Source organism: Sodalis sp. RH15 (assembly GCF_047324255.1).
Classification (GTDB): Bacteria; Pseudomonadota; Gammaproteobacteria; order Enterobacterales; family Enterobacteriaceae; genus Acerihabitans; species Acerihabitans ligni.
The window spans coordinates 82,018-100,084 of sequence record NZ_CP178738.1 but is presented as its reverse complement, the minus strand read 5'-3'; the positions used below and the strand labels follow the sequence as shown (position 1 = coordinate 100,084).

Annotated in this window: 19 protein-coding genes; 9 read left to right on the top strand and 10 right to left on the bottom strand. The window is 52.6% G+C overall.

Annotated elements, in window-relative coordinates:
- The first annotated feature begins 414 nt into the window (after positions 1–414).
- Positions 415–1,131, top strand: a complete 717-nt coding sequence (locus ACL2XO_RS00430; protein ID WP_413741975.1) for a glycosyltransferase family 9 protein — start codon at positions 415–417, stop codon at positions 1,129–1,131.
- Positions 1,132–1,138: 7 nt separating this feature from the next.
- Here ACL2XO_RS00430 and ACL2XO_RS00425 read toward each other — a convergent pair whose 3' ends face one another.
- The 7 genes from ACL2XO_RS00425 to envC all read right to left on the bottom strand — a co-directional run bounded on the left by ACL2XO_RS00425 (position 1,139) and on the right by envC (position 8,504).
- A complete protein-coding gene (locus tag ACL2XO_RS00425; protein ID WP_413741974.1) occupies positions 1,139–2,323 on the bottom strand; it encodes an O-antigen ligase family protein in 1,185 nt (394 codons plus the stop codon).
- A complete protein-coding gene (locus ACL2XO_RS00420) occupies positions 2,310–3,131 on the bottom strand; it encodes a sugar glycosyltransferase (RefSeq protein ID WP_413741973.1) in 822 nt (273 codons plus the stop codon). The genes ACL2XO_RS00425 and ACL2XO_RS00420 overlap by 14 nt, the downstream gene beginning before the upstream one ends.
- Positions 3,132–3,212: 81 nt before the next feature.
- A complete protein-coding gene (gene rfaC, locus ACL2XO_RS00415) occupies positions 3,213–4,184 on the bottom strand; it encodes a lipopolysaccharide heptosyltransferase RfaC (RefSeq protein WP_203524117.1) in 972 nt (323 codons plus the stop codon).
- A complete protein-coding gene (gene rfaF / locus ACL2XO_RS00410; protein ID WP_413741972.1) occupies positions 4,184–5,230 on the bottom strand; it encodes an ADP-heptose--LPS heptosyltransferase RfaF in 1,047 nt (348 codons plus the stop codon). The genes rfaC and rfaF overlap by 1 nt, the downstream gene beginning before the upstream one ends.
- A 28-nt stretch (positions 5,231–5,258) precedes the next feature.
- Positions 5,259–6,191, bottom strand: coding sequence for an ADP-glyceromanno-heptose 6-epimerase (gene rfaD / locus ACL2XO_RS00405; RefSeq protein ID WP_132924285.1), 933 nt, complete (start codon positions 6,189–6,191; stop codon positions 5,259–5,261).
- Positions 6,192–6,274: 83 nt separating this feature from the next.
- Complete coding sequence (locus ACL2XO_RS00400) at positions 6,275–7,156, bottom strand: divergent polysaccharide deacetylase family protein (protein ID WP_413726861.1); 882 nt, start codon at positions 7,154–7,156, stop codon at positions 6,275–6,277.
- Between the two features lie 49 nt (positions 7,157–7,205).
- Positions 7,206–8,504 (bottom strand): murein hydrolase activator EnvC, encoded by a 1,299-nt coding sequence (envC, locus tag ACL2XO_RS00395; protein ID WP_203524300.1) that lies wholly within the window; start codon positions 8,502–8,504, stop codon positions 7,206–7,208.
- 249 nt (positions 8,505–8,753) lie between these two features.
- Between envC and ACL2XO_RS00390 the strand changes: the two genes are divergently transcribed.
- The 5 genes from ACL2XO_RS00390 to cysE are packed head-to-tail and all read left to right on the top strand — an operon-like array spanning position 8,754 to position 11,875.
- On the top strand, positions 8,754–9,185 hold the full coding sequence (locus ACL2XO_RS00390; RefSeq protein WP_413726068.1) for a rhodanese-like domain-containing protein: 432 nt from the start codon (positions 8,754–8,756) through the stop codon (positions 9,183–9,185).
- 22 nt (positions 9,186–9,207) lie between these two features.
- Entirely contained in the window at positions 9,208–9,459 is a 252-nt protein-coding gene (grxC, locus tag ACL2XO_RS00385) for a glutaredoxin 3 (RefSeq protein WP_132924290.1), read from the top strand.
- A 58-nt stretch (positions 9,460–9,517) separates the two neighbouring features.
- Positions 9,518–9,988 (top strand): protein-export chaperone SecB, encoded by a 471-nt coding sequence (gene secB / locus ACL2XO_RS00380; RefSeq protein ID WP_132924292.1) that lies wholly within the window; start codon positions 9,518–9,520, stop codon positions 9,986–9,988.
- Positions 9,988–11,007 carry an NAD(P)H-dependent glycerol-3-phosphate dehydrogenase gene (gene gpsA, locus ACL2XO_RS00375; RefSeq protein ID WP_413726067.1) on the top strand — a complete coding sequence of 340 codons (1,020 nt, stop codon included), beginning with the start codon at positions 9,988–9,990 and terminating at the stop codon, positions 11,005–11,007. Before secB ends, gpsA begins: the two co-directional genes overlap by 1 nt.
- Positions 11,008–11,059: 52 nt before the next feature.
- Entirely contained in the window at positions 11,060–11,875 is an 816-nt protein-coding gene (gene cysE, locus ACL2XO_RS00370) for a serine O-acetyltransferase (protein ID WP_132924296.1), read from the top strand.
- Between the two features lie 51 nt (positions 11,876–11,926).
- On the opposite strand, the gene trmL is transcribed toward cysE, so the two are convergent.
- The 3 genes from trmL to cpxR all read right to left on the bottom strand — a co-directional run bounded on the left by trmL (position 11,927) and on the right by cpxR (position 14,609).
- Positions 11,927–12,394 (bottom strand): tRNA (uridine(34)/cytosine(34)/5-carboxymethylaminomethyluridine(34)-2'-O)-methyltransferase TrmL, encoded by a 468-nt coding sequence (gene trmL, locus ACL2XO_RS00365; RefSeq protein WP_132924298.1) that lies wholly within the window; start codon positions 12,392–12,394, stop codon positions 11,927–11,929.
- Between the two features lie 149 nt (positions 12,395–12,543).
- Entirely contained in the window at positions 12,544–13,914 is a 1,371-nt protein-coding gene (cpxA, locus tag ACL2XO_RS00360) for an envelope stress sensor histidine kinase CpxA (RefSeq protein ID WP_132924299.1), read from the bottom strand.
- Positions 13,911–14,609 carry an envelope stress response regulator transcription factor CpxR gene (cpxR, locus tag ACL2XO_RS00355; RefSeq protein ID WP_413741971.1) on the bottom strand — a complete coding sequence of 233 codons (699 nt, stop codon included), beginning with the start codon at positions 14,607–14,609 and terminating at the stop codon, positions 13,911–13,913. The genes cpxA and cpxR overlap by 4 nt, the downstream gene beginning before the upstream one ends.
- A gap of 147 nt (positions 14,610–14,756) precedes the next feature.
- Here cpxR and cpxP point away from each other — a divergent pair, with 147 nt between their 5' ends.
- The 3 genes from cpxP to ACL2XO_RS00340 all read left to right on the top strand — a co-directional run bounded on the left by cpxP (position 14,757) and on the right by ACL2XO_RS00340 (position 18,038).
- Entirely contained in the window at positions 14,757–15,254 is a 498-nt protein-coding gene (gene cpxP, locus ACL2XO_RS00350) for a cell-envelope stress modulator CpxP (protein WP_413741970.1), read from the top strand.
- A 654-nt stretch (positions 15,255–15,908) separates the two neighbouring features.
- The gene (gene pfkA, locus ACL2XO_RS00345) at positions 15,909–16,871 is read left to right on the top strand and encodes a 6-phosphofructokinase (RefSeq protein ID WP_132924304.1); all 963 of its coding nucleotides are present in this window, start codon (positions 15,909–15,911) and stop codon (positions 16,869–16,871) included.
- A gap of 177 nt (positions 16,872–17,048) precedes the next feature.
- Positions 17,049–18,038, top strand: a complete 990-nt coding sequence (locus ACL2XO_RS00340; RefSeq protein WP_132924306.1) for a sulfate ABC transporter substrate-binding protein — start codon at positions 17,049–17,051, stop codon at positions 18,036–18,038.
- The last annotated feature ends 29 nt before the right edge of the window (positions 18,039–18,067 follow it).

Here is an 18,067-nt window from a genome sequence, read left to right as displayed (position 1 = left end):
TGAGAAATGAAGAAAAAGAAAATTTTCCTGATTTATATTTTTCTCAATATTTATAATAAAATTTTCGGGCATTTAAAAAATACCGCAACGTTAAGCGCAGCTTCTGAATTCGACAGCATTGTTATCATGTCCACGACGGCATTAGGGGACCTTCTATTTAATACGCCGGCCATTCATGCGTTACGCAAACGCTATCCTGCAGCCCATGTGACGTTGGTTTCGAGCAACAAGAACAGCGCTATGGTGGAGGGCAGCACTTATTTCAATAAAATCATCTATTGGGATAATAAAATAAAGCACGCATATGGAGTCATAAAAAAATTACGGCAATCCAAGCCACAGCTTACGGTAATACTCCATTCGCATATGCCCTATGATGTTCTTATCGCCGTGATGGCAGGCAGCCATTACATCATGCGTGATAATTATGCGACGGATTCGCAATTGCTTAATCCCTTATTGGCGGCCTCGTCGGGACGATTCAATGGCCATATCATCCTACGTAAATTAAAGCTGCTGAATGTCCTGGGATGCGATACCGACGATATCAGGATGCATATACCGGTGGCTTTTGAGCATATTGAAAAGGTTCCCCATCAAATCAATATAGGTTTCCAGATGGGGGCTTCGGAAACCATCCGGCAATGGCCGGTTTACCGCTTTGCTGAACTGACCCGGGCAATTCTGGCCCTGAATTCGGCGGCAGTTCAATACCGGATCATACTGATAGGCAGCGCCAGGGAAAATCATCTGGCGGATGCCTACCTAGGGTCGCTGAATGCCGAAGAGCGTGAATATATCGTCTCGCTGGTAGGAAAAACCAATCTGAAGCAGCTGCTGTCAAACATTGCCAATCTGGATGTATTGGTAACAGGCGATACCGGGCCATTGCATATCGCGGTTGCGCTGAACGTTAAAACCATCAGCCTGTTTGCAACGGCGAATCCCCATCATACCGGGCCATTGCAGTCGCTGGATTTGCACAAGATTATTTATGTAAAAGACCGTTTGGATGCAGGTGCGTCGTCGCCAAAGGATTTCCCGTTGGCTATTATTTCCGCCGATGAGGTTTTCGGCGAAATCAAAAAAATGGGCCTACACCCTGAACCGCTTATGTCACCGAAAGCGTAAGCGGGTATCAGACACTCAGCGTGGTTTGTTTGCCGGGCGGGCTTAATATCACCGCCAGGGGGAACCAGAACAAATACCATGTTACCCCGGGATTGCTGATGATAAACATGCCTTGCGTGGTAAAGAAAAAAATCATGAATAAAAAAAGCGCCGCTTCAAAACCCTGCCGATCAGCCAGATGTTTTTTGGCCATGTACAGGCCATAGGACAGAACTCCCCCCAGCAAAAAAAGTCCGGCGATACCGCCCTTCAGCAGTGTTGAGAGGTAAAGGCTGTGTGTAGTCTTGACCGGCGCATTGAGACTATTTACAAAATGCAATTCTTTGTTAAAGCCCCAACCGAAAAAGGGGTGTATTTGTACCATATCCAGGGTATGCGCCCAAATGCCGACGCGAATGAAGCTTTGCTGATACGCGGTCTCAAAACGGTTGAATAAAATATATTCAAAATTCATCATTACTATAAATGATGCGAGCATAATGATGAAAATTAGAAAAATGAATATATGCTGCTTTCTAATGGCCGGTTTCATTAACAGCAGTGGTAACAGTGAAACCACAAACGAAAGCAGTGGTCCTCGGCTTTGTGTCAAAATTACGCCGATAAATAAAAAGGGAATAGGCAGATAAAACCACTTATTGTTAGTATCTCTGATAATTATCAGGCATAAAAAAATCCCAATACAAAAATATCCCGCCAGGTCAATAACGTTTGATGGCGCGGCAAAAAAAGAAACCATCAATCTATTGGTAAGAATGGATTTCTTATCGACACAATAAAAAGTCAAGATCAGCAGAATCATTATCCCTGCCAGCGCGAAAAGCAATATTCCTGTTTTTTTTCCATTGAGGCAGGCTTGCCGGTAAATGAATAAAAAACCCAGCAGATAGAGAGAATGAGTTATGGCTGAAATAAAATCACGAGGATTATCAGACCAAAAGGTACTCAGGCAGAAGTACATCAGGAAAACGGCCGTAATGGTGAGGCCCCTTCTGAAAGCAGTATCTTCAAGAAAGAGTCTAATTAATTTTTTATTGTCAGTGAAAAGAGTTATCCCCAGCAAGATAAGAGACAAATGATATATATTGTTAACTTTGGTATAGCCGCAAAATATAGCGCTAAGCAATAAAAAAAGTTGGTAGAAAAAAATATAATTCTTTTCAGAAAATTGTTTAATTCTAATGGACGTCATAAAAATCGACCTTTTCAAATATATCATTACCCAATGCACTATGTTTGGAAAGATTTTTGACGGTAACGCCTTTTTTCTTCAACACAATGCTGGCATGCCTAAAGGCAGGTTCAATCAAACTTGCAAATTTTTCATCAAGAAAACAGGGCAATTTATTCGTTTCATTTTCATAAAAACGCGGCTGAGTAAAATTATTCATGTCCAGGCCGGCAATGTAAACCGTCTGAAAACCCATGAATGCCGCGATTTGCAATGCCCAATAAACAACGGTGCCGGCATCGAAAATTCCGCTGCGGATGTCATTACTAAAAGCGATATGCTTATGCCCAGGGCAAATAGACACGTCTTTGGCATTGCGATAAGTGTCTAAAATCTGCACCGGTATCACTTTGCGTTCATAAATTTTGTAGCAAGCATCTTCAATGATGACCACTTTGCATTGTATTTTTAACGTGGTAAACGCGTTAATGATTTTAACGACGCCGTGCAAGGTGGTAAACAGTGTGATAGCCGGATCGGATATCACTCCTTGTACCATCTCGATTTTTTTATCGATAAAAGTCATATCAACGATGACATAAAATTGAAAATTTATCTTATCCCGCAGAGCATAAGCGCCGTTGACACCCATTACCGGCATTGCGGGGAAACGGGAAAAATCCATATCGTTGATGGAAGGTCCGGTGGCGGTGATAAGAATGTTCCCGGTATGCCTTTGCTGCAATGATGAGATTTTCTGTATCTTCACCGATTCACCACGATAGCGCAATGACGTTATCTCTCCGCTGGGCGCACGGGCAATTTTCACGTAAGGCCATAGATTCTCGTTGTGCCTATAGGCCCGTGGCCGGGTGTATCGATAGATTTGCTTAAAAAATGTACTCATTGTTCACTCAATATTGTCAAGCACTTCTGCAATATTAGCGGGTTTAATGTCTTTCATATAATGGCTTCCGGCGGGCGCTGTCACAAAAATCTGGTTTTTACCGTAACTGCCAATCAATTTGGGATCGGTAGGGCCATATAATACGATATTCGGCCGATCGAGCGCAGCGGCCAAATGACTCAAGCCGGTGTCTACCGACACTACCGCTTTAGCGCCGGCCAGTACCTGCGCGACGTCACTGAGTGTAAGTCTTGGAAGCACCTCAACAAAAGGGAAATCATCTGAAAGTCGAAGCGCTCGCTTATATTCCGGCTCCGAACCCCAAGGCAATTTGATGGTAAGGCCGCGAGCCGCCATTAATCCTATCAATTCGCGCCAGTGCGATTCCGGCCAATGTTTTTCCGCCCGTGTCGTGGCATGTAAAAATACCAGATACGGTTCGACGGCCGACTTGCTTGTCAGAGAGCTGAAATGCCCCGCGATGGCATAATCGCCTTTACCCGCCGGAACGTCATAACCCAGGCTGAGGGCGAAGAGCTGGCGGATGCGTTCCACTGCGTGCTGGCTGCGTGCAACGGCATGGCGTTGGTTATAGAACCAGCTGGCAAAAGGTTCGCGCGCGCTCTTACAGTCCAGGCCGTGCTTTTCTCCCCGGGCGACGCGGGTGACCAGGGCCGCGCTCTTGATAAGTCCCTGGGCGTCAATCACCCGGTCATACTGCTGGCGTCGCAAGTGTTTTTTGAAGTCGCAGCGCTCCTGGCGGGCAACGCTGCCGAACCAGTTTTTACGCCAGCGCCTGATGGCCACCGGGATCACCTGTTCCACCGCCGGATGCCATGAAGGGATTTGCGCAAAACCTTCTTCCACCACCCAGTCGAAACGAATGCCGGGTATGGCATGCATAGCGTCGGTCAAGGCGGGCAGGGTATGCAGGATATCTCCCATGGAAGAGGTTTTGACGATAAGCACCCGCATCAGTTTTCCTTACCGGCTGCAGCAAGGGTATCCAGTTCGGCCATAACCTGTTCAGGCTGGATATCGATAAGACTCTGATGATAACCCTGATCGCCGTCGCCTTTACGCACTCGCTGATAGCCGGTAATCAGCCGTATTACCCTGGCCTGGTGGGATAGCGGCGGGGTAAAATCGGGACTGCTGGGGCCATAAAGCGCCACCAGCGGCCGCCCCAGCGCGGCGGCTACATGCATCAGCCCTGAATCATTGCTCACCACGGCCCGGCAGGCGGCTATCAGGATGACGGCCTGCTCCAGGGCGGTGGCGCCGGCCAGATTACGGCAATAAGGCCGTTCGTTTGCCGGCAGCAGGGCGATTATTTCGTCCCCCGCCTGGCGGTCTTTCGCCGAACCGAAAAGAACGATTTGATCACCGCCGTCTATCAGCGATTTCGCCAAGGTTGCATAGTGGTAATGGGGCCAGCGTTTGGCGGGCCCGAACTCCGCTCCGGGACAAAAACCCACCAGGGGACGGCCGTTATCGAGCCCGAATTCACTGACGGCGGTGGTTGATTCATTCTCATCGACCCGCAGGCGCGGCCAAGGCAAAGGGTTCGGCAACGCTTTCGCCGAACGGACGGTAGGGGGATAAGCCAAGGCGACATAGCGCTGAACCATCAGGGGAAACGCGGTTTTATCCAATACCCGCAGATCGTTGAGCAGTCCGTAGCGCATTTCGCCGCGCCACCCGGTACGTATCGGGATGCCGGCAAAAAAAGGCACCAGGGCGGACTTGAACGAGTTGGGCAGAATCAGCGCCCGATCGTAGCGTTCATCCCTCAACTCCCGGCCGAGCCGGCGGCGTTCACCCAGCTGCAGCGTCCCATGGCCAAGGGGCATGGGCAGCGCCCGGCGCACCTCCGGCATCCGGTTTAACAGCGGACGGCACCAGGCCGGCGCCATCACGTCTATTTCCGCAGCGGGATGAAGATCCTTTATGCTGCGATACAAACTTTGCGACATCATCATGTCGCCCACCCAGGATGGCCCGATAACCAGTATTTTCATGCCGCCGCTATCTTCCCTTGCGCTGATTTCAACGGGTGCGATTCAGCCAGGCCAAATAGGCACAAACGCCTTCGGCTACTGTTTTGAATGGCTTATCGTAACCCGCGGCGCGCAGTTGGGTTAAATCGGCTTGGGTGTAGGCCTGATAACGACCTTTGAGTTTCTCGGGGAAATCAATATATTCGATCTGGCCCTTTTTATGGAAATCCAGCACCGCATCGGCCACCGCCTGGAATGATTCCGCCCGGCCGGTACCGCAGTTGAAAATGCCGGAAACGCCGTTTTGCCAGAACCACAAATTCACCTCGGCCACGTCGCCGACGTAGATGAAATCGCGTTTGAACCCTTCGCTGCCGGAAAATAATTTGGGATTTTCACCGGCGAGGATCTGGTTGTTAAGGTGGAAAGCCACGCTGGCCATACTGCCTTTGTGGCCTTCACGGGGTCCGTACACATTGAAATAGCGGAATCCGCAGATCTGAGAGTCCGTCTGCGGCAGCAGGGTGCGCACATACTGGTCGAACAGGAATTTGGAATAGCCGTAAACGTTCAGCGGCTGTTCATACTGACGCTGTTCGATAAAGTTTTCCGTCCTGCCGCCATAGGTAGCGGCGGAAGACGCATAAAGAAAGGGAATGGTCCGTTCAAGGCAGTAATGCAGCAATTCCTTGGAGTATTGATAGTTATTGTCCATCATATACTTCCCGTCCCACTCGGTGGTGGACGAACAGGCGCCTTCGTGGAATACCGCTTCAATATCGCCGAAATCATCGCCGGCGATGATACTGGCGATAAAATCCTCTTTATCCATATAATCGGTAATATCCAGATCCGCCAGATTGACGAATTTGGTGCCATCCTTAAGGTTATCCACCACCAGGATATCGTTATATCCGACATTATTCAGAGACTTAACAATATTGCTGCCGATAAAACCGGCCCCACCAGTGACGACTATCATGGATTAACCCTTGTGTAATCTTGGCGGAGCAGGCACTGCGTCTGCCCCTTTATGGTTCTTAGCATAACATTTTCGGTGAAAGCTTAATATCCGTCCGGCGCTGAAGCGAACCAATGTTTAATCTGCGTCACCCAAGACGTCTGATTCAAGCTGGAAAATATCACGCTGAACATCGCATCAGCATAAACCGGCGGCGGAGCCTGCTTGACAATACATTGCGGAACGCCCTGGAACCGATGGCGCGGACGGCCGGGGGCCGGTAACGGCGTCGGCGCGGGGGAGGGTGAAGCCGCCTCGTTCACCAGCGCGCTGGGGGGCACCAGCACGATATCCGACGGCAACGCCGACAATACCTGCTGCAGCACCTTGATGGTGTCCGGATGAGGGTGCCCGATAGCGATGGCCGAGCCGTTACGGCGGGCCAGGGCTACGGCACGGTTGAACTGCTGCCGGATGTCGTCCTGGTTGGACGTGTCGTCCAGAAATACATTGCGTTTGATTACCTTGACGCCGGTGCCGGCCGCCGCCTGGCGCGACTGGCTGTTGCCGATGGTCATGCTGTCGAGAAAATAAAAGGGATAGCGGCTCAGTACCTGCATGACATTTTGCATGCCCGCCAGGCTGGAGGTCATGGCGCTGCCCATATGGTTGTTCACCCCGACGGCATACGGAACTTTGCCCACCGCATCGCGCACGATGCGGGCGATCTCATCCCGGCTCATGCTTGGGAACAGCGTGTCCCGTTCCAGCGGCTGCTTGCTCAACGGCGCCATCGGCAGGTGAATCAGAACTTCCCGTCCCTGCGCATGGGCTTTGCGCGCCATCTCGGCGGCAAAGGGAGCATTGGGCAAGACGGAGATGGATACGGCGGTGGGCATCGACAGCACTTGATATTCAGTATGCGGACGATAGCCGAAGTCGTCGATGACGATGGCCAGCCTGCCGGCAAAAGCGGTTTTAGCCATACCGAGCAGGAGCAACAGTACCAGGGCACCGGTTTTTTTATTCAACACGCTATCTTCCTAACCATGGCAAGGGGTTGATCGCTTGGCCGCGACGACGAATTTCGAAATAGAGGGCTGAGGTATCCTGCCCGCCGCTGGTGCCCACCAGCGCGATGGGCTGGCCGGATTTAACCTGATCCCCCACCTTCACCAGGGCGCTTTGATTGTAGCCGTAGAGACTCATATCTCCTTGACCGTGTTCAAGCACCACCACCAGGCCATAGCCCTGGAGCCAGTCGGCCATCAGCACGCGGCCGTCGGCAATGGCTTTGACTTCGGTGCCTTCGGGGGCGGCGATCACCATGCCCTTCCAGCGCAGCTCGCCTTGCAGCGCTTCTCCGAACTGATGCAGGGTGCGGCCCCTGACCGGCCACATGGCTTGCCCGGCGGGCTGGCCCAGTCCGCCGGTACGGGACATTAGCTCGCGTTCGCTGGTGGAAGGTTTATAGGTCGCTCCCTGGCGTTTAGCCTGTTCCTGCCGTTCCCGCACCTGCTGCGCCTCGCGTTCTTCCCGCTCGGCACGGGCTTTGGCTTCCCGTTCTGCGCGGGCGATATCGTTTTGCAGGCGGGCTTCGTTTTGCCGCAGTTCGTTCAGGCTGAGCTGATTTTGATGGATGGAGGTATCGAGGGCGGAGAGCGTTTTCTTTCGCGCCAGCCGGGCATTTTCCAGCGTTTTCTGCTCGGACTGCTGCTGTCGCAGCATTGTCGCCTGCTGAAGCTGTTTTTGCTGCAGATCGGTTTTCTGACCCGCCAGTTGCTGCCGTGTCTGTTTGAGATCCTGAATGGATTTTTCCCGCGCCTGATTGAGATAGCTGAAATACGCCAGGATCCTTTCGCTGCGCTGGCCTTCTTCCCCGCTTAAAATCAATTGCAGACCGGAGTTGCGGCCCTGGCGAAACGCGGCGTCCAACTGCTGCGCCAGCAGCTTCTGCTGAGCGGCCTGGCGCGCTTGCAACTGCTTGATGGATTGGTTCAGCCTGTCTATATCCTGAGTCAGCGACGCCAGCGTGCCTTGCGTCTCGCGCAGGGCACGGCTGGATTTGGAAATGGACTCTTCCTGTTTTTTCAGCTGGCTCAGCAATGCGCCGCGCTGCTGTTGCTGTTGCTGTACGCTTTTTTCTTTCTCGGCGATATTTTGCTGCAGGGTTTTAAGCTGTTGCTTGTTGTCATCGGCGTGGCCGGCTATAGGCAATAACATTACGCCAGCATAAAACAGGCTGGCGTAAACATGATGCTTTAACGTTGGAAAAGGGCCTCGGCTGCCGTTTTCCCCGGTATTCACTCTTTTCAACGATGCCTTTCCCCTCATTGACAAGATTATTCCACGTTGAACAGCGGCTTACCAGTTATCTATGGCGTAAATCCCTTCGCCCGCATGTCTGCATGCCTGGGTAAGAGATAAAATTAGGCGATAAAGGCCACAATTTTTAGCGACATGGGGCGCAATGTGGTTAGTTTCTTCTTTCCGGCCATGTATATTGGCTGAATTTGCCGTAATGCGAGGGTATACTCGAAGCCTTTACTGCGTGGCCACAACTCACGGGAGCTTTTACACCCCATGCAAGAAATTATGCCGTTCGTTAGCGATCACCCCATGCTTTGTCTGGCCTGGGTCGCTTTATTGATCGCCGTCATCGTAACCACTGTAAAAACACGTTTTTCCAAGGTGAATGAAATTACCCGCGGCGAAGCCATCCGTCTGATCAATAAGGAAGACGCTGTCATAGTTGATTTGCGCAGCCGGGATGACTACCGTAAAGGACACATTGCCAACGCGTTGAATCTCACCTCGTCCGAGGTGAAAAGCGGCAATTTCGGCGAGTTGGATAAAGCCAAAACGAAACCGGTTATCGTGGTATGCGCAACCGGCACTACGTCGCGCGAGCCGGCGGAAAACCTGAACAAAGCGGGCTTTGAACGGGTTTATGTCCTTAAGGAGGGCATATCCGGCTGGAGCGGAGAGAACTTACCCCTTGTCCGGGGCAAGTAAGACAAACCTGAAAGGGGGAACCATGGCCAATATTGAAATCTATACCAAAGCGACTTGTCCATATTGCCATCGCGCCAAGGCTTTACTCACCCGCAAGCACGCCGTATTCCAGGAAATACCCATTGACGGGGATGCGGATAAACGGGAAGAAATGATTAAACGCAGCGGCCGCAACACGGTTCCACAAATTTTCATCGACGGACAGCATGTGGGTGGCTGTGATGATTTACACGCACTTGATGCGCGCGGTGGATTGGATCCCCTGCTTAAATAAGCCGGGAGCCAGACGCGCGCCCGGGTGCATGAAGCGAAATTAACCAAAGGGTTTTTTAATGTCCGAGCAAAATAATACCGAGATGACGTTCCAGATCCAGCGCGTTTACACCAAGGACGTCTCTTTTGAAGCACCTAACGCACCAAAGGTTTTTCAGCAGGAATGGCAGCCGGAAATCAAGCTGGACCTCGATACCGCCTCCACTCAGCTGGCGGAAGGCATCTATGAAGTGGTATTACGCGTGACGGTAACGGCGTTGCTGGGGGAAGAGACCGCTTTCCTGTGTGAAGTGCAGCAGGCCGGCATCTTTACCATTTCAGGCATTGACGGGACGCAGTTGGCTCATTGCCTGGGCGCGTATTGCCCGAATATTCTTTTCCCCTATGCCCGCGAGTGCATAACCAGCCAGGTATCCCGTGGTACGTTCCCGCAGCTTAACCTGGCGCCGGTGAACTTTGACGCACTGTTCATGAACTATCTGCAACAGCAGACCGATGGTGAAGGAAACCAACCGACCCAGGAAGCCTGATGATGCCTAAAAGTGCCTCCATGATTGTTATCGGTGCCGGCTCCTACGGCACGGCCCTTGCTATTACCATGGCGCGAAACGGTCATGAGGTACTGTTATGGGGGCATGATCCCGATCATATCCATACCCTGGAGGCGGCGCGGTGCAACCAGGTCTTTCTGCCCGATGTGCCGTTCCCGCCTTCGCTGCGTCTTGAGACGGATTTGTCCCGTGCCATGCTGTTCAGCCGCGACGTGCTGATTGTGGTGCCGAGCCATGTGTTCGGCAGCGTATTGACGCAAATCCGGCCGCATTTGCGGCCCGATGCACGCGTGGTCTGGGCAACCAAAGGGTTGGAGGCGGACACCGGCCGCTTATTGGCGGATGTGGCCCGTGAAGTATTGGGTGATACGATCCCCCTTGCGGTGATCTCGGGACCGACTTTCGCCAAGGAGCTGGCGGCGGGTTTGCCCACCGCCATTGCCCTGGCATCCACCGACGCCGATTTTTCGGCTGATTTACAGTATCTGCTGCATTGCGGCAAAAGCTTTCGCGTCTACGGCAACGCTGATTTTATCGGCGTCCAGCTGGGCGGCGCGGTTAAGAATGTGATAGCCATCGGCGCCGGCATGTCGGATGGCATCGGCTTCGGCGCCAATGCCCGTACGGCGCTTATCACCCGCGGACTCGCGGAGATGTCGCGTCTTGGCGCCGCCCTGGGGGCGGACCCGGGGACGTTTATGGGCATGGCGGGACTCGGCGACCTGGTCTTGACCTGCACCGATAACCAATCCCGTAACCGTCGGTTCGGCATGCTGCTCGGTCAGGGTGTCGACGTTCAGACCGCTCAGGACCGCATCGGCCAGGTAGTGGAAGGTTATCGCAATACGAAAGAGGTGCTGGCGCTGGCAGGGCGTTACGGGGTCGAGATGCCGATCACCGAACAAATCTACCAGGTGCTCTACCGTAACAAAAATGCCCATGAAGCGGCGCTTAGCCTGCTCGGACGAGCCCAAAAAGACGAGAAAACAGGTGGTTGACGGCTGTCGGCCGTCCGGCAAGAGTGATTACATCAGCAAAAGGGTCGTGAGTATGTCCACTGAAGAATTGGAAGCGGTATGGAATAACATCAAAGCTGAAGCGCGTTTGCTGGCGGAGTGTGAACCCATGCTGGCCAGTTTTTTTCATGCCACTCTGCTGAAACATGAAAATTTAGGCAGCGCCCTGAGCTATATGCTGGCGAATAAATTGGCCAATACCATTATGCCGGCCATCGCCATTCGTGAAATAGTGGAAGAGGCCTACAAGAACGACGAGCAAATGATCCATTCGGCGGCCCGCGATATCACCGCCGTGCGGCTGCGCGACCCGGCGGTGGACAAATACTCCACGCCGTTGCTCTATCTCAAAGGGTTCCATGCCCTGCAGGCCTACCGTATCGGCCACTGGCTATGGGGCCAGGATCGGCAGGCCCTGGCCATCTATCTTCAAAACCAGATCTCGGTTTCTTTCGGGGTCGATATCCATCCGGCCGCCAAAATCGGCTGCGGCATCATGCTTGACCACGCCACCGGAATTGTTATCGGCGAGACGGCCATTGTTGAAAATGACGTCTCCATTCTGCAGTCGGTGACGCTGGGCGGTACCGGGAAGACCAGCGGCGATCGCCATCCCAAGATTCGCGAAGGGGTCATGATCGGCGCCAATGCCACCATTCTGGGCAATATCGAAGTGGGACGCGGCGCTAAAATCGGCGCGGGCTCGGTGGTATTACAATCAGTACCGCCCCACACCACTGCGGCGGGGGTTCCCGCCAGGATTGTCGGCAAGCCGGACAGCGATAAACCCTCCATGGATATGGATCAGTTTTTCGGCAGCCATGGCTTTGAGTACGGCGACGGCATCTGATTCGTTTCCAGCGTTGGTTGAAATCCATACGCCACGTGGCGTAGTCGAACGCTACCTGCCCGCGCCTGCATACCCCAATTGTCGCCATGCCTCATATACCACCACCGAAACGGCATTGGATAAATTCATGCTGCGGCTGCCCGGCTGCATGGGAATGCGAATTTTTTGGCCCACGGGCAGGTTATCCAGAATAAACGGCGGCAATCCGCGGGTCTCAGGCCCAAACAGCAAATAGTCCCCCGCCCGGTACTCCGCCTCGCTGTGTGCCGGCGTGCCTTTCGTGGTCAACGCAAACAGCCGCGCCGGCTGTTCTTGCGCCAGGAACGCCGCGTAATCGTGGTGGCGTTTTATATGGGCGAATTCATGGTAATCCAGGCCTGCGCGGCGTAAACGCTTATCGTCCCAGGTAAATCCCAAAGGCTCGATAAGATGCAACGCAAAGCCGGTATTGGCGCACAAACGAATGATATTGCCGGTATTAGGCGGGATTTCCGGTTCGTATAAAACGATATTTAACATACTGCCCCCTTGAAGAGGGCGAAGAATAACAAAAAAAAGCCCAACGCGCCGCAACTCCCCGCCGCTTTGGGCTACAACTGGCTAACGATGCCGCAAGGCAACCACTTCCTCAGGTTCATCAAGGCTCCAATGGCAACCGCATCACCAGGTCAACGGTGCTGCAATGGCAACCACATCACCAGGCGCAGCCCGCCCAGCGGGCTATCCTCAGCCTTGACCCAGCCATGGTGCTGCTCAACCGCTTTTTCAACAATGGCCAGGCCAAGGCCCGAGCCGCCGGACTCGCGATCGCGGGCTTCATCGGTGCGATAGAAAGGACGGAAAATCTGTTCGCGATCCTCTTCGCTCACGCCGGGACCATCGTCATCCACGGTGATAGTGACGCCCTGCGCGTCGGCGCTGAAGGCCACCGCGATACGCTGATGAGAATAACGCAAGGCGTTGCGCACAACGTTTTCCAGGGCGCTGTCCAACGCCGCCGGATTACCCACCAATACCCAACTGCCGGGAGGCGCGGTAATTTCAAGGGTTTTTCCCATTTGTTCGGCTTCAAACTTTGCGTCGTCCAGCACATCGTTCCATAACTCGCTGGCTTTGATAAACTCCCGCGTCAACTCGTTTTTATGCTGATTACGCGACAATACCAGCAGGTCGTTTATCATGGAATCCAGCCGCTGGGCCTCGGTTTCAATACGCGCCAGTTCGTTGCCTTCGCCATGCTTGCGCCGCATAAGCGCTGTGGCCAGCTGCAGGCGGGTGAGGGGGGTACGCAGTTCATGGGAAATGTCCGACAGCAGCCGTTGCTGTGCGCTGACCATTCTTTCAAGCGCGCTGACCATCTGGTTAAAGCTGACGCCGGTGGCTAAAAATTCCTGTGGACCGGCTTCCAGTTCCGGATGCTGGCGTAAATTGCCCCTGGCGACTTCATCCGCGGCGTATTTGAGTTTACGCGCCGGTTTCGCCAGGCTCCAGGCAAGCCAAAGCAGCAACGGAATGCTGATGAGCATGGTAACGATAAGCAGCAGAAACGGCCTGTCAAACATCAAGTTGATAAAATCCGATTGCGAATTGCCCGCCGGCCGTATTTGATAGAGCTGATAATTATCGTCTCCATCCCGCACCGCGAAGGGCCCCACCAATTCCATGCGGCCATATTTTTTCTTTTGCGGCTGATCCGAGTTATCGGACTGGCCGATGAAATTGCGGATAACCTGCATTTCATTACGCTGACCGCCGATAACACGCCCCTCGCTGGTGACCAGAATCAAACGCTGGCCCGGCGGCGCCCATTTGTCGATGGCGCGAAACAGGCGGCGCCACCACATCAGATCGTTGGCCGGATCGGCGGCCAGTTCGGCCTCGACATGCTGTTGCAGCATCACGCCCTGTCGCTGTTCACTGTCCAGCAACGGGGTCAGCTGGCGGGTATCCAGTTTGGGAACCATTAACACCAGCATCAAAACCAGCGCCAGGGTTAGCCAGAAGATGGCGAATATCCTCGCGGTCAAACTGTTTATCATGCGGCCGATACCATTAAGTAACCCCGGCCCCGCAGGGTTTTGAACCAGGGATGCCCGTCTTTGCGCTCCGGCAATTTACGCCGCAGATTGGAGATGTGCATATCGATTGCCCGATCAAACGGCGTCAGGCGCTTACCCAGGACTTCCTGGCTGAGGTGCTCCCGTGAAACCACCTGGCCGAGATGCTGCGCCAGTAAGTAGAGCAGGGTGAATTCCGTCCCGGTCAGTTCCAGGGGAACGCCGTCAAAGGTCGCCTCCTGCCGGCCGGGATTGAGGCGCAGAAAATCAACTTCCAGCGATGGCGTGCCGTTTTCGCCGTTTTGCAACTGTTCCGTCCACTGGGAACGACGCAAAATGGCTCTGATTCGCGCCACCAATTCCCGATCGTTGAACGGCTTGGGCAGATAATCATCCGCGCCCAGTTCGAGTCCCAGCACGCGATCCAGCTCGCTGCCGCGCGCCGTGAGCATAATAACCGGCGTTTGGTGTTGCTGGCGTAATTCCTTAAGCGTATCGATACCGTTTTTCCTGGGCATCATTACGTCAAGCAATAAGAGATCAACCGAGCTATCCAGCATATTCAACGCCTGTTCGCCGTCATAAGCCACCAGGACGTTAAAGCCTTCCATCTCAAGCAATTCTTTTAACAATGCCGTTAATTCACGATCGTCGTCGACCAAAAGGATTTTATTCATTTTCTCACCTCCAAACGCAAAATACGTCATCAATCACTACCAATCCATGACTTTACGTAGCTTTACATCCCCTGACGCTAGTTTGCAGCGGCGACAGTAGAATGAATTCATCGTTAAGCAACTTAGTAATGGGTGTAGGGGTTAGGGATGCACAAACTTAACGCCATGTTCATCGCCGCCACTCTTTTTTCCGGAAGCACTGTGGCCGGTGAGAACAATGCAACGGGAAGTTGGCATCAGGATGACATCGCAAACCGATGCGGCGATAGTCATTACAGCATGTTTGAAGGCGTAAGGCTGACGGAACACCAGCGGCAGCAAATGCGCGATTTGATGAGTCAGGCTCGCCTTGATATTCCCCGTATCAATGTGAGTGAAATGGAACAGTTGCATGTACTGGTAACAGCAGAAAATTTTGATGAGCCGGCTGTTAGGGCCCAAATTGAAAAAATGTCCCGGCAAAATGTCGCTCGCCAGGTTGAAATGGCTAAAGTGCGGAATCAAATGTACAACCTGCTGACGCCGGAGCAAAGACAAATTTTGAATCAGAATCATCAGCAACGCCTGGCAGAAATGGCGTCGCAAATATCGGAAATGATGCCATCTTCTGCCCAGAAGCCGGTACAGAGTGTGACCCTTAAATAAGACATCTTCATTTTTCCTTGCCATAGACACCATCCCTGTCTTCCCCCACCGAAAGGTGGGGTTTTTTTTAATGACTGACACCTACAATCATCGACAAGCAGCAAACCAATGCCGGCAATGACAAGTCCTTGGAATGTGGCGACATAAGACACAAGCAAAGTGCCCGCAGTTCCGCTGCGTTAATGCTACGATATTCCCGTGCCGCATCCTAAAATGTCTTGCAAAAGTGTGACATAAACCAAAGGAAGCCGGCCTCCCGGGCAGGCCGGCACCGGTCTCGCTTTCATATCTCTGCAATCTGGCGAAAATAACCTAACACGCGGTTTGCAACATCTTTTATCAACTGTGGTGCTGCATGTGCCGATGATTGGCATTATGGTAATTGCGGCGCCAAGCCAGACCCATCCTTTTTCCCATTGGGTTACAAATTGTCCGGTGTACCGAGTGGTGAAAAGCTAAGACACTGGTAAATGTAATGCATTATCATAGGGTATAAACGTGAGGATAGTGGGAAATTGCCTGACCTGAATCAATTCAGCAAAAGGGATTTGATATACTATTTCCACCATAAGCCATAGGTCGGATTTAATCCGTTCCTCAAAGTTAACCGGCATAGTGTATTCTACAAATAATAGCTAAAGCTCAGAGGTAGTCATGATTAAGAAAATCGGTGTACTGACAAGCGGTGGTGATTCACCGGGCATGAATGCAGCGATCCGGGGCGTTGTGCGCGCCGGACTTTCCGAAGGTTTGGAGGTTTATGGCGTCTATGACGGTTTCCTCGGACTGTTTCAGGATCGAATGAGCAAGCTCGACCGCTATAGCGTATCGGATATGATTAACCGTGGCGGTACCTTTTTGGGCTCGGCCCGTTTCCCTGAGTTCCGTGAAGAGGGAACCCGCGTTATTTCCATTGAGAACATGAAAAAACGTCAACTCGATGCGCTGGTGGTTATCGGCGGCGACGGTTCTTATATGGGTGCCAAGCGTCTCACTGAAATGGGCTTTCCCTGCATCGGTTTGCCCGGCACCATTGATAACGATGTGGCCGGCACTGACTACACCATCGGTTATTTCACCGCCTTGGAAACGGTGGTCGAGGCTATTGACCGGCTGCGCGATACGTCTTCTTCACACCAGCGTATTTCCATCGTTGAAGTCATGGGCCGCTACTGCGGTGATTTGACCATGTCGGCGGCCATTGCCGGCGGATGCGAATTTATCGTACTGCCGGAAGTGGAGTTTAAACCGGAAGATCTGGTTTATGAAATTAAAGCCGGTATCGCCAAGGGTAAAAAGCACGCCATCGTTGCCATCACCGAACATATCTGCAATATCAGCGAATTGGCGCAATATATTGAAAAAGAAACCGGCCGTGAAACCCGCGCCACTGTATTGGGTCATATCCAGCGTGGCGGCAGCCCGGTAGCTTATGACCGCATCCTGGCCTCGCGCATGGGGGCATTTTCCATCGAACTGCTGCTGCAGGGCTACGGCGGGCGCTGCGTCGGGGTGCAAAATGATAAATTGGTCCATCACGACATTATCGACGCCATAGAAAACATGAAACGGCCGTTCAAAAGTGATTTGCTGGAATGTGCTAAAAAACTCTACTGATCGCTTCAACTTCCCGCTATTTAACGCCCCCGTCATCGGGGGTTTTTTTTACCCTCTGTGGTTTAGCTCTTTTGCTTATATAAATTACGTTTTTATTCTTTAAAATGTTACAGGATTTCTGACACTCTCTGCTTAGTCGATATTCAGGTGATAAAAAGACTCTTCGGGAGAGCAACGATGTCAAAGTGGCAAGCAGGGTTGTTGTTGATTTTATTGTCGGGAAGCGCGCTGGCAAAAGATATCCAATTATTGAACGTGTCCTATGACCCGACACGGGAGCTTTATCAGGACTACAATGCTGCCTTCAGCAAATACTGGCAGGCTAAGACCGGCGACAAGGTCACCATTCGGCAATCCCACGGCGGGTCAGGTAAGCAGGCTACCTCGGTTATCAACGGTATTGATGCGGATGTGGTGACATTGGCGCTGGAATCTGATGTGGACGCCATCGCAGCGCGCGGCCGGATTGATAAAAACTGGATTACCCGGCTGCCTGATAACTCGGCGCCTTATACCTCCACTATTGTTTTTCTGGTACGTAAGGGCAATCCCAAGCAAATTCATGACTGGCCTGATTTAATCAAGCCTGGCATCTCCATCATCACGCCGAACCCGAAGACCTCCGGCGGCGCGCGTTGGAACTATCTGGCCGCCTGGGGTTATGCGCTGCATCATAATAATAACGATCAGGCGAAAGCCCAGGATTTCGTCAAGGCGGTTTATAAAAATGTGAGCGTACTGGATTCAGGCGCCCGCGATTCCACGAATACCTTTGTGGAACGCGGCATCGGCGACGTTTTAATCGCCTGGGAAAACGAGGCTTTGCTGGCGGTGAATAAGGTGGGTAAAGGCCAATTCGATATCGTTGTTCCCAGCGAGTCAATTGTGGCGGAGCCTACGGTATCGGTAGTAGATAAAGTGGTGGACAAACGGGGAACCCGCGACGTGGCTACCGCTTATCTGACCTATCTTTATTCGCCGGAAGGCCAGCGTATCGCGGCCAGAAACTATTATCGTCCCCGTGATCCGGCAGTGGCGAAGGAATTTGCCGATAAATTCCCACAGCTCAAGCTGTACAGCTTGAAGGATGTGTTCGGGAGCTGGCAGCAGGTGCAAAAAGTGCATTTCTCCGACGGCGGCAGCTTCGATCAAATCAACCAACGTTAACCGTTAACCCAAGCATAACGCCGATGGCT

Excerpts from the sequence above, each read along its gene's own strand:
- rfaD (WP_132924285.1), bottom strand. The coding sequence starts at position 6,191 with ATGATAGTCGTCACTGGTGGGGCCGGTTTTATCGGCAGCAATATTGTT.
- ACL2XO_RS00430 (WP_413741975.1), top strand. The coding sequence starts at position 415 with ATGCGTGATAATTATGCGACGGATTCGCAATTGCTTAATCCCTTATTG.
- gpsA (WP_413726067.1), top strand. The coding sequence starts at position 9,988 with ATGATGCCTAAAAGTGCCTCCATGATTGTTATCGGTGCCGGCTCCTAC.
- rfaF (WP_413741972.1), bottom strand. The coding sequence starts at position 5,230 with ATGAAAATACTGGTTATCGGGCCATCCTGGGTGGGCGACATGATGATG.
- pfkA (WP_132924304.1), top strand. The coding sequence starts at position 15,909 with ATGATTAAGAAAATCGGTGTACTGACAAGCGGTGGTGATTCACCGGGC.
- cpxR (WP_413741971.1), bottom strand. The coding sequence starts at position 14,609 with ATGAATAAAATCCTTTTGGTCGACGACGATCGTGAATTAACGGCATTG.
- secB (WP_132924292.1), top strand. The coding sequence starts at position 9,518 with ATGTCCGAGCAAAATAATACCGAGATGACGTTCCAGATCCAGCGCGTT.
- trmL (WP_132924298.1), bottom strand. The coding sequence starts at position 12,394 with ATGTTAAATATCGTTTTATACGAACCGGAAATCCCGCCTAATACCGGC.
- grxC (WP_132924290.1), top strand. The coding sequence starts at position 9,208 with ATGGCCAATATTGAAATCTATACCAAAGCGACTTGTCCATATTGCCAT.
- ACL2XO_RS00425 (WP_413741974.1), bottom strand. The coding sequence starts at position 2,323 with ATGACGTCCATTAGAATTAAACAATTTTCTGAAAAGAATTATATTTTT.
- ACL2XO_RS00340 (WP_132924306.1), top strand. The coding sequence starts at position 17,049 with ATGTCAAAGTGGCAAGCAGGGTTGTTGTTGATTTTATTGTCGGGAAGC.
- cpxP (WP_413741970.1), top strand. The coding sequence starts at position 14,757 with ATGCACAAACTTAACGCCATGTTCATCGCCGCCACTCTTTTTTCCGGA.
- cysE (WP_132924296.1), top strand. The coding sequence starts at position 11,060 with ATGTCCACTGAAGAATTGGAAGCGGTATGGAATAACATCAAAGCTGAA.
- rfaC (WP_203524117.1), bottom strand. The coding sequence starts at position 4,184 with ATGCGGGTGCTTATCGTCAAAACCTCTTCCATGGGAGATATCCTGCAT.
- cpxA (WP_132924299.1), bottom strand. The coding sequence starts at position 13,914 with ATGATAAACAGTTTGACCGCGAGGATATTCGCCATCTTCTGGCTAACC.
- envC (WP_203524300.1), bottom strand. The coding sequence starts at position 8,504 with ATGAGGGGAAAGGCATCGTTGAAAAGAGTGAATACCGGGGAAAACGGC.
- ACL2XO_RS00400 (WP_413726861.1), bottom strand. The coding sequence starts at position 7,156 with ATGGCTAAAACCGCTTTTGCCGGCAGGCTGGCCATCGTCATCGACGAC.
- ACL2XO_RS00390 (WP_413726068.1), top strand. The coding sequence starts at position 8,754 with ATGCAAGAAATTATGCCGTTCGTTAGCGATCACCCCATGCTTTGTCTG.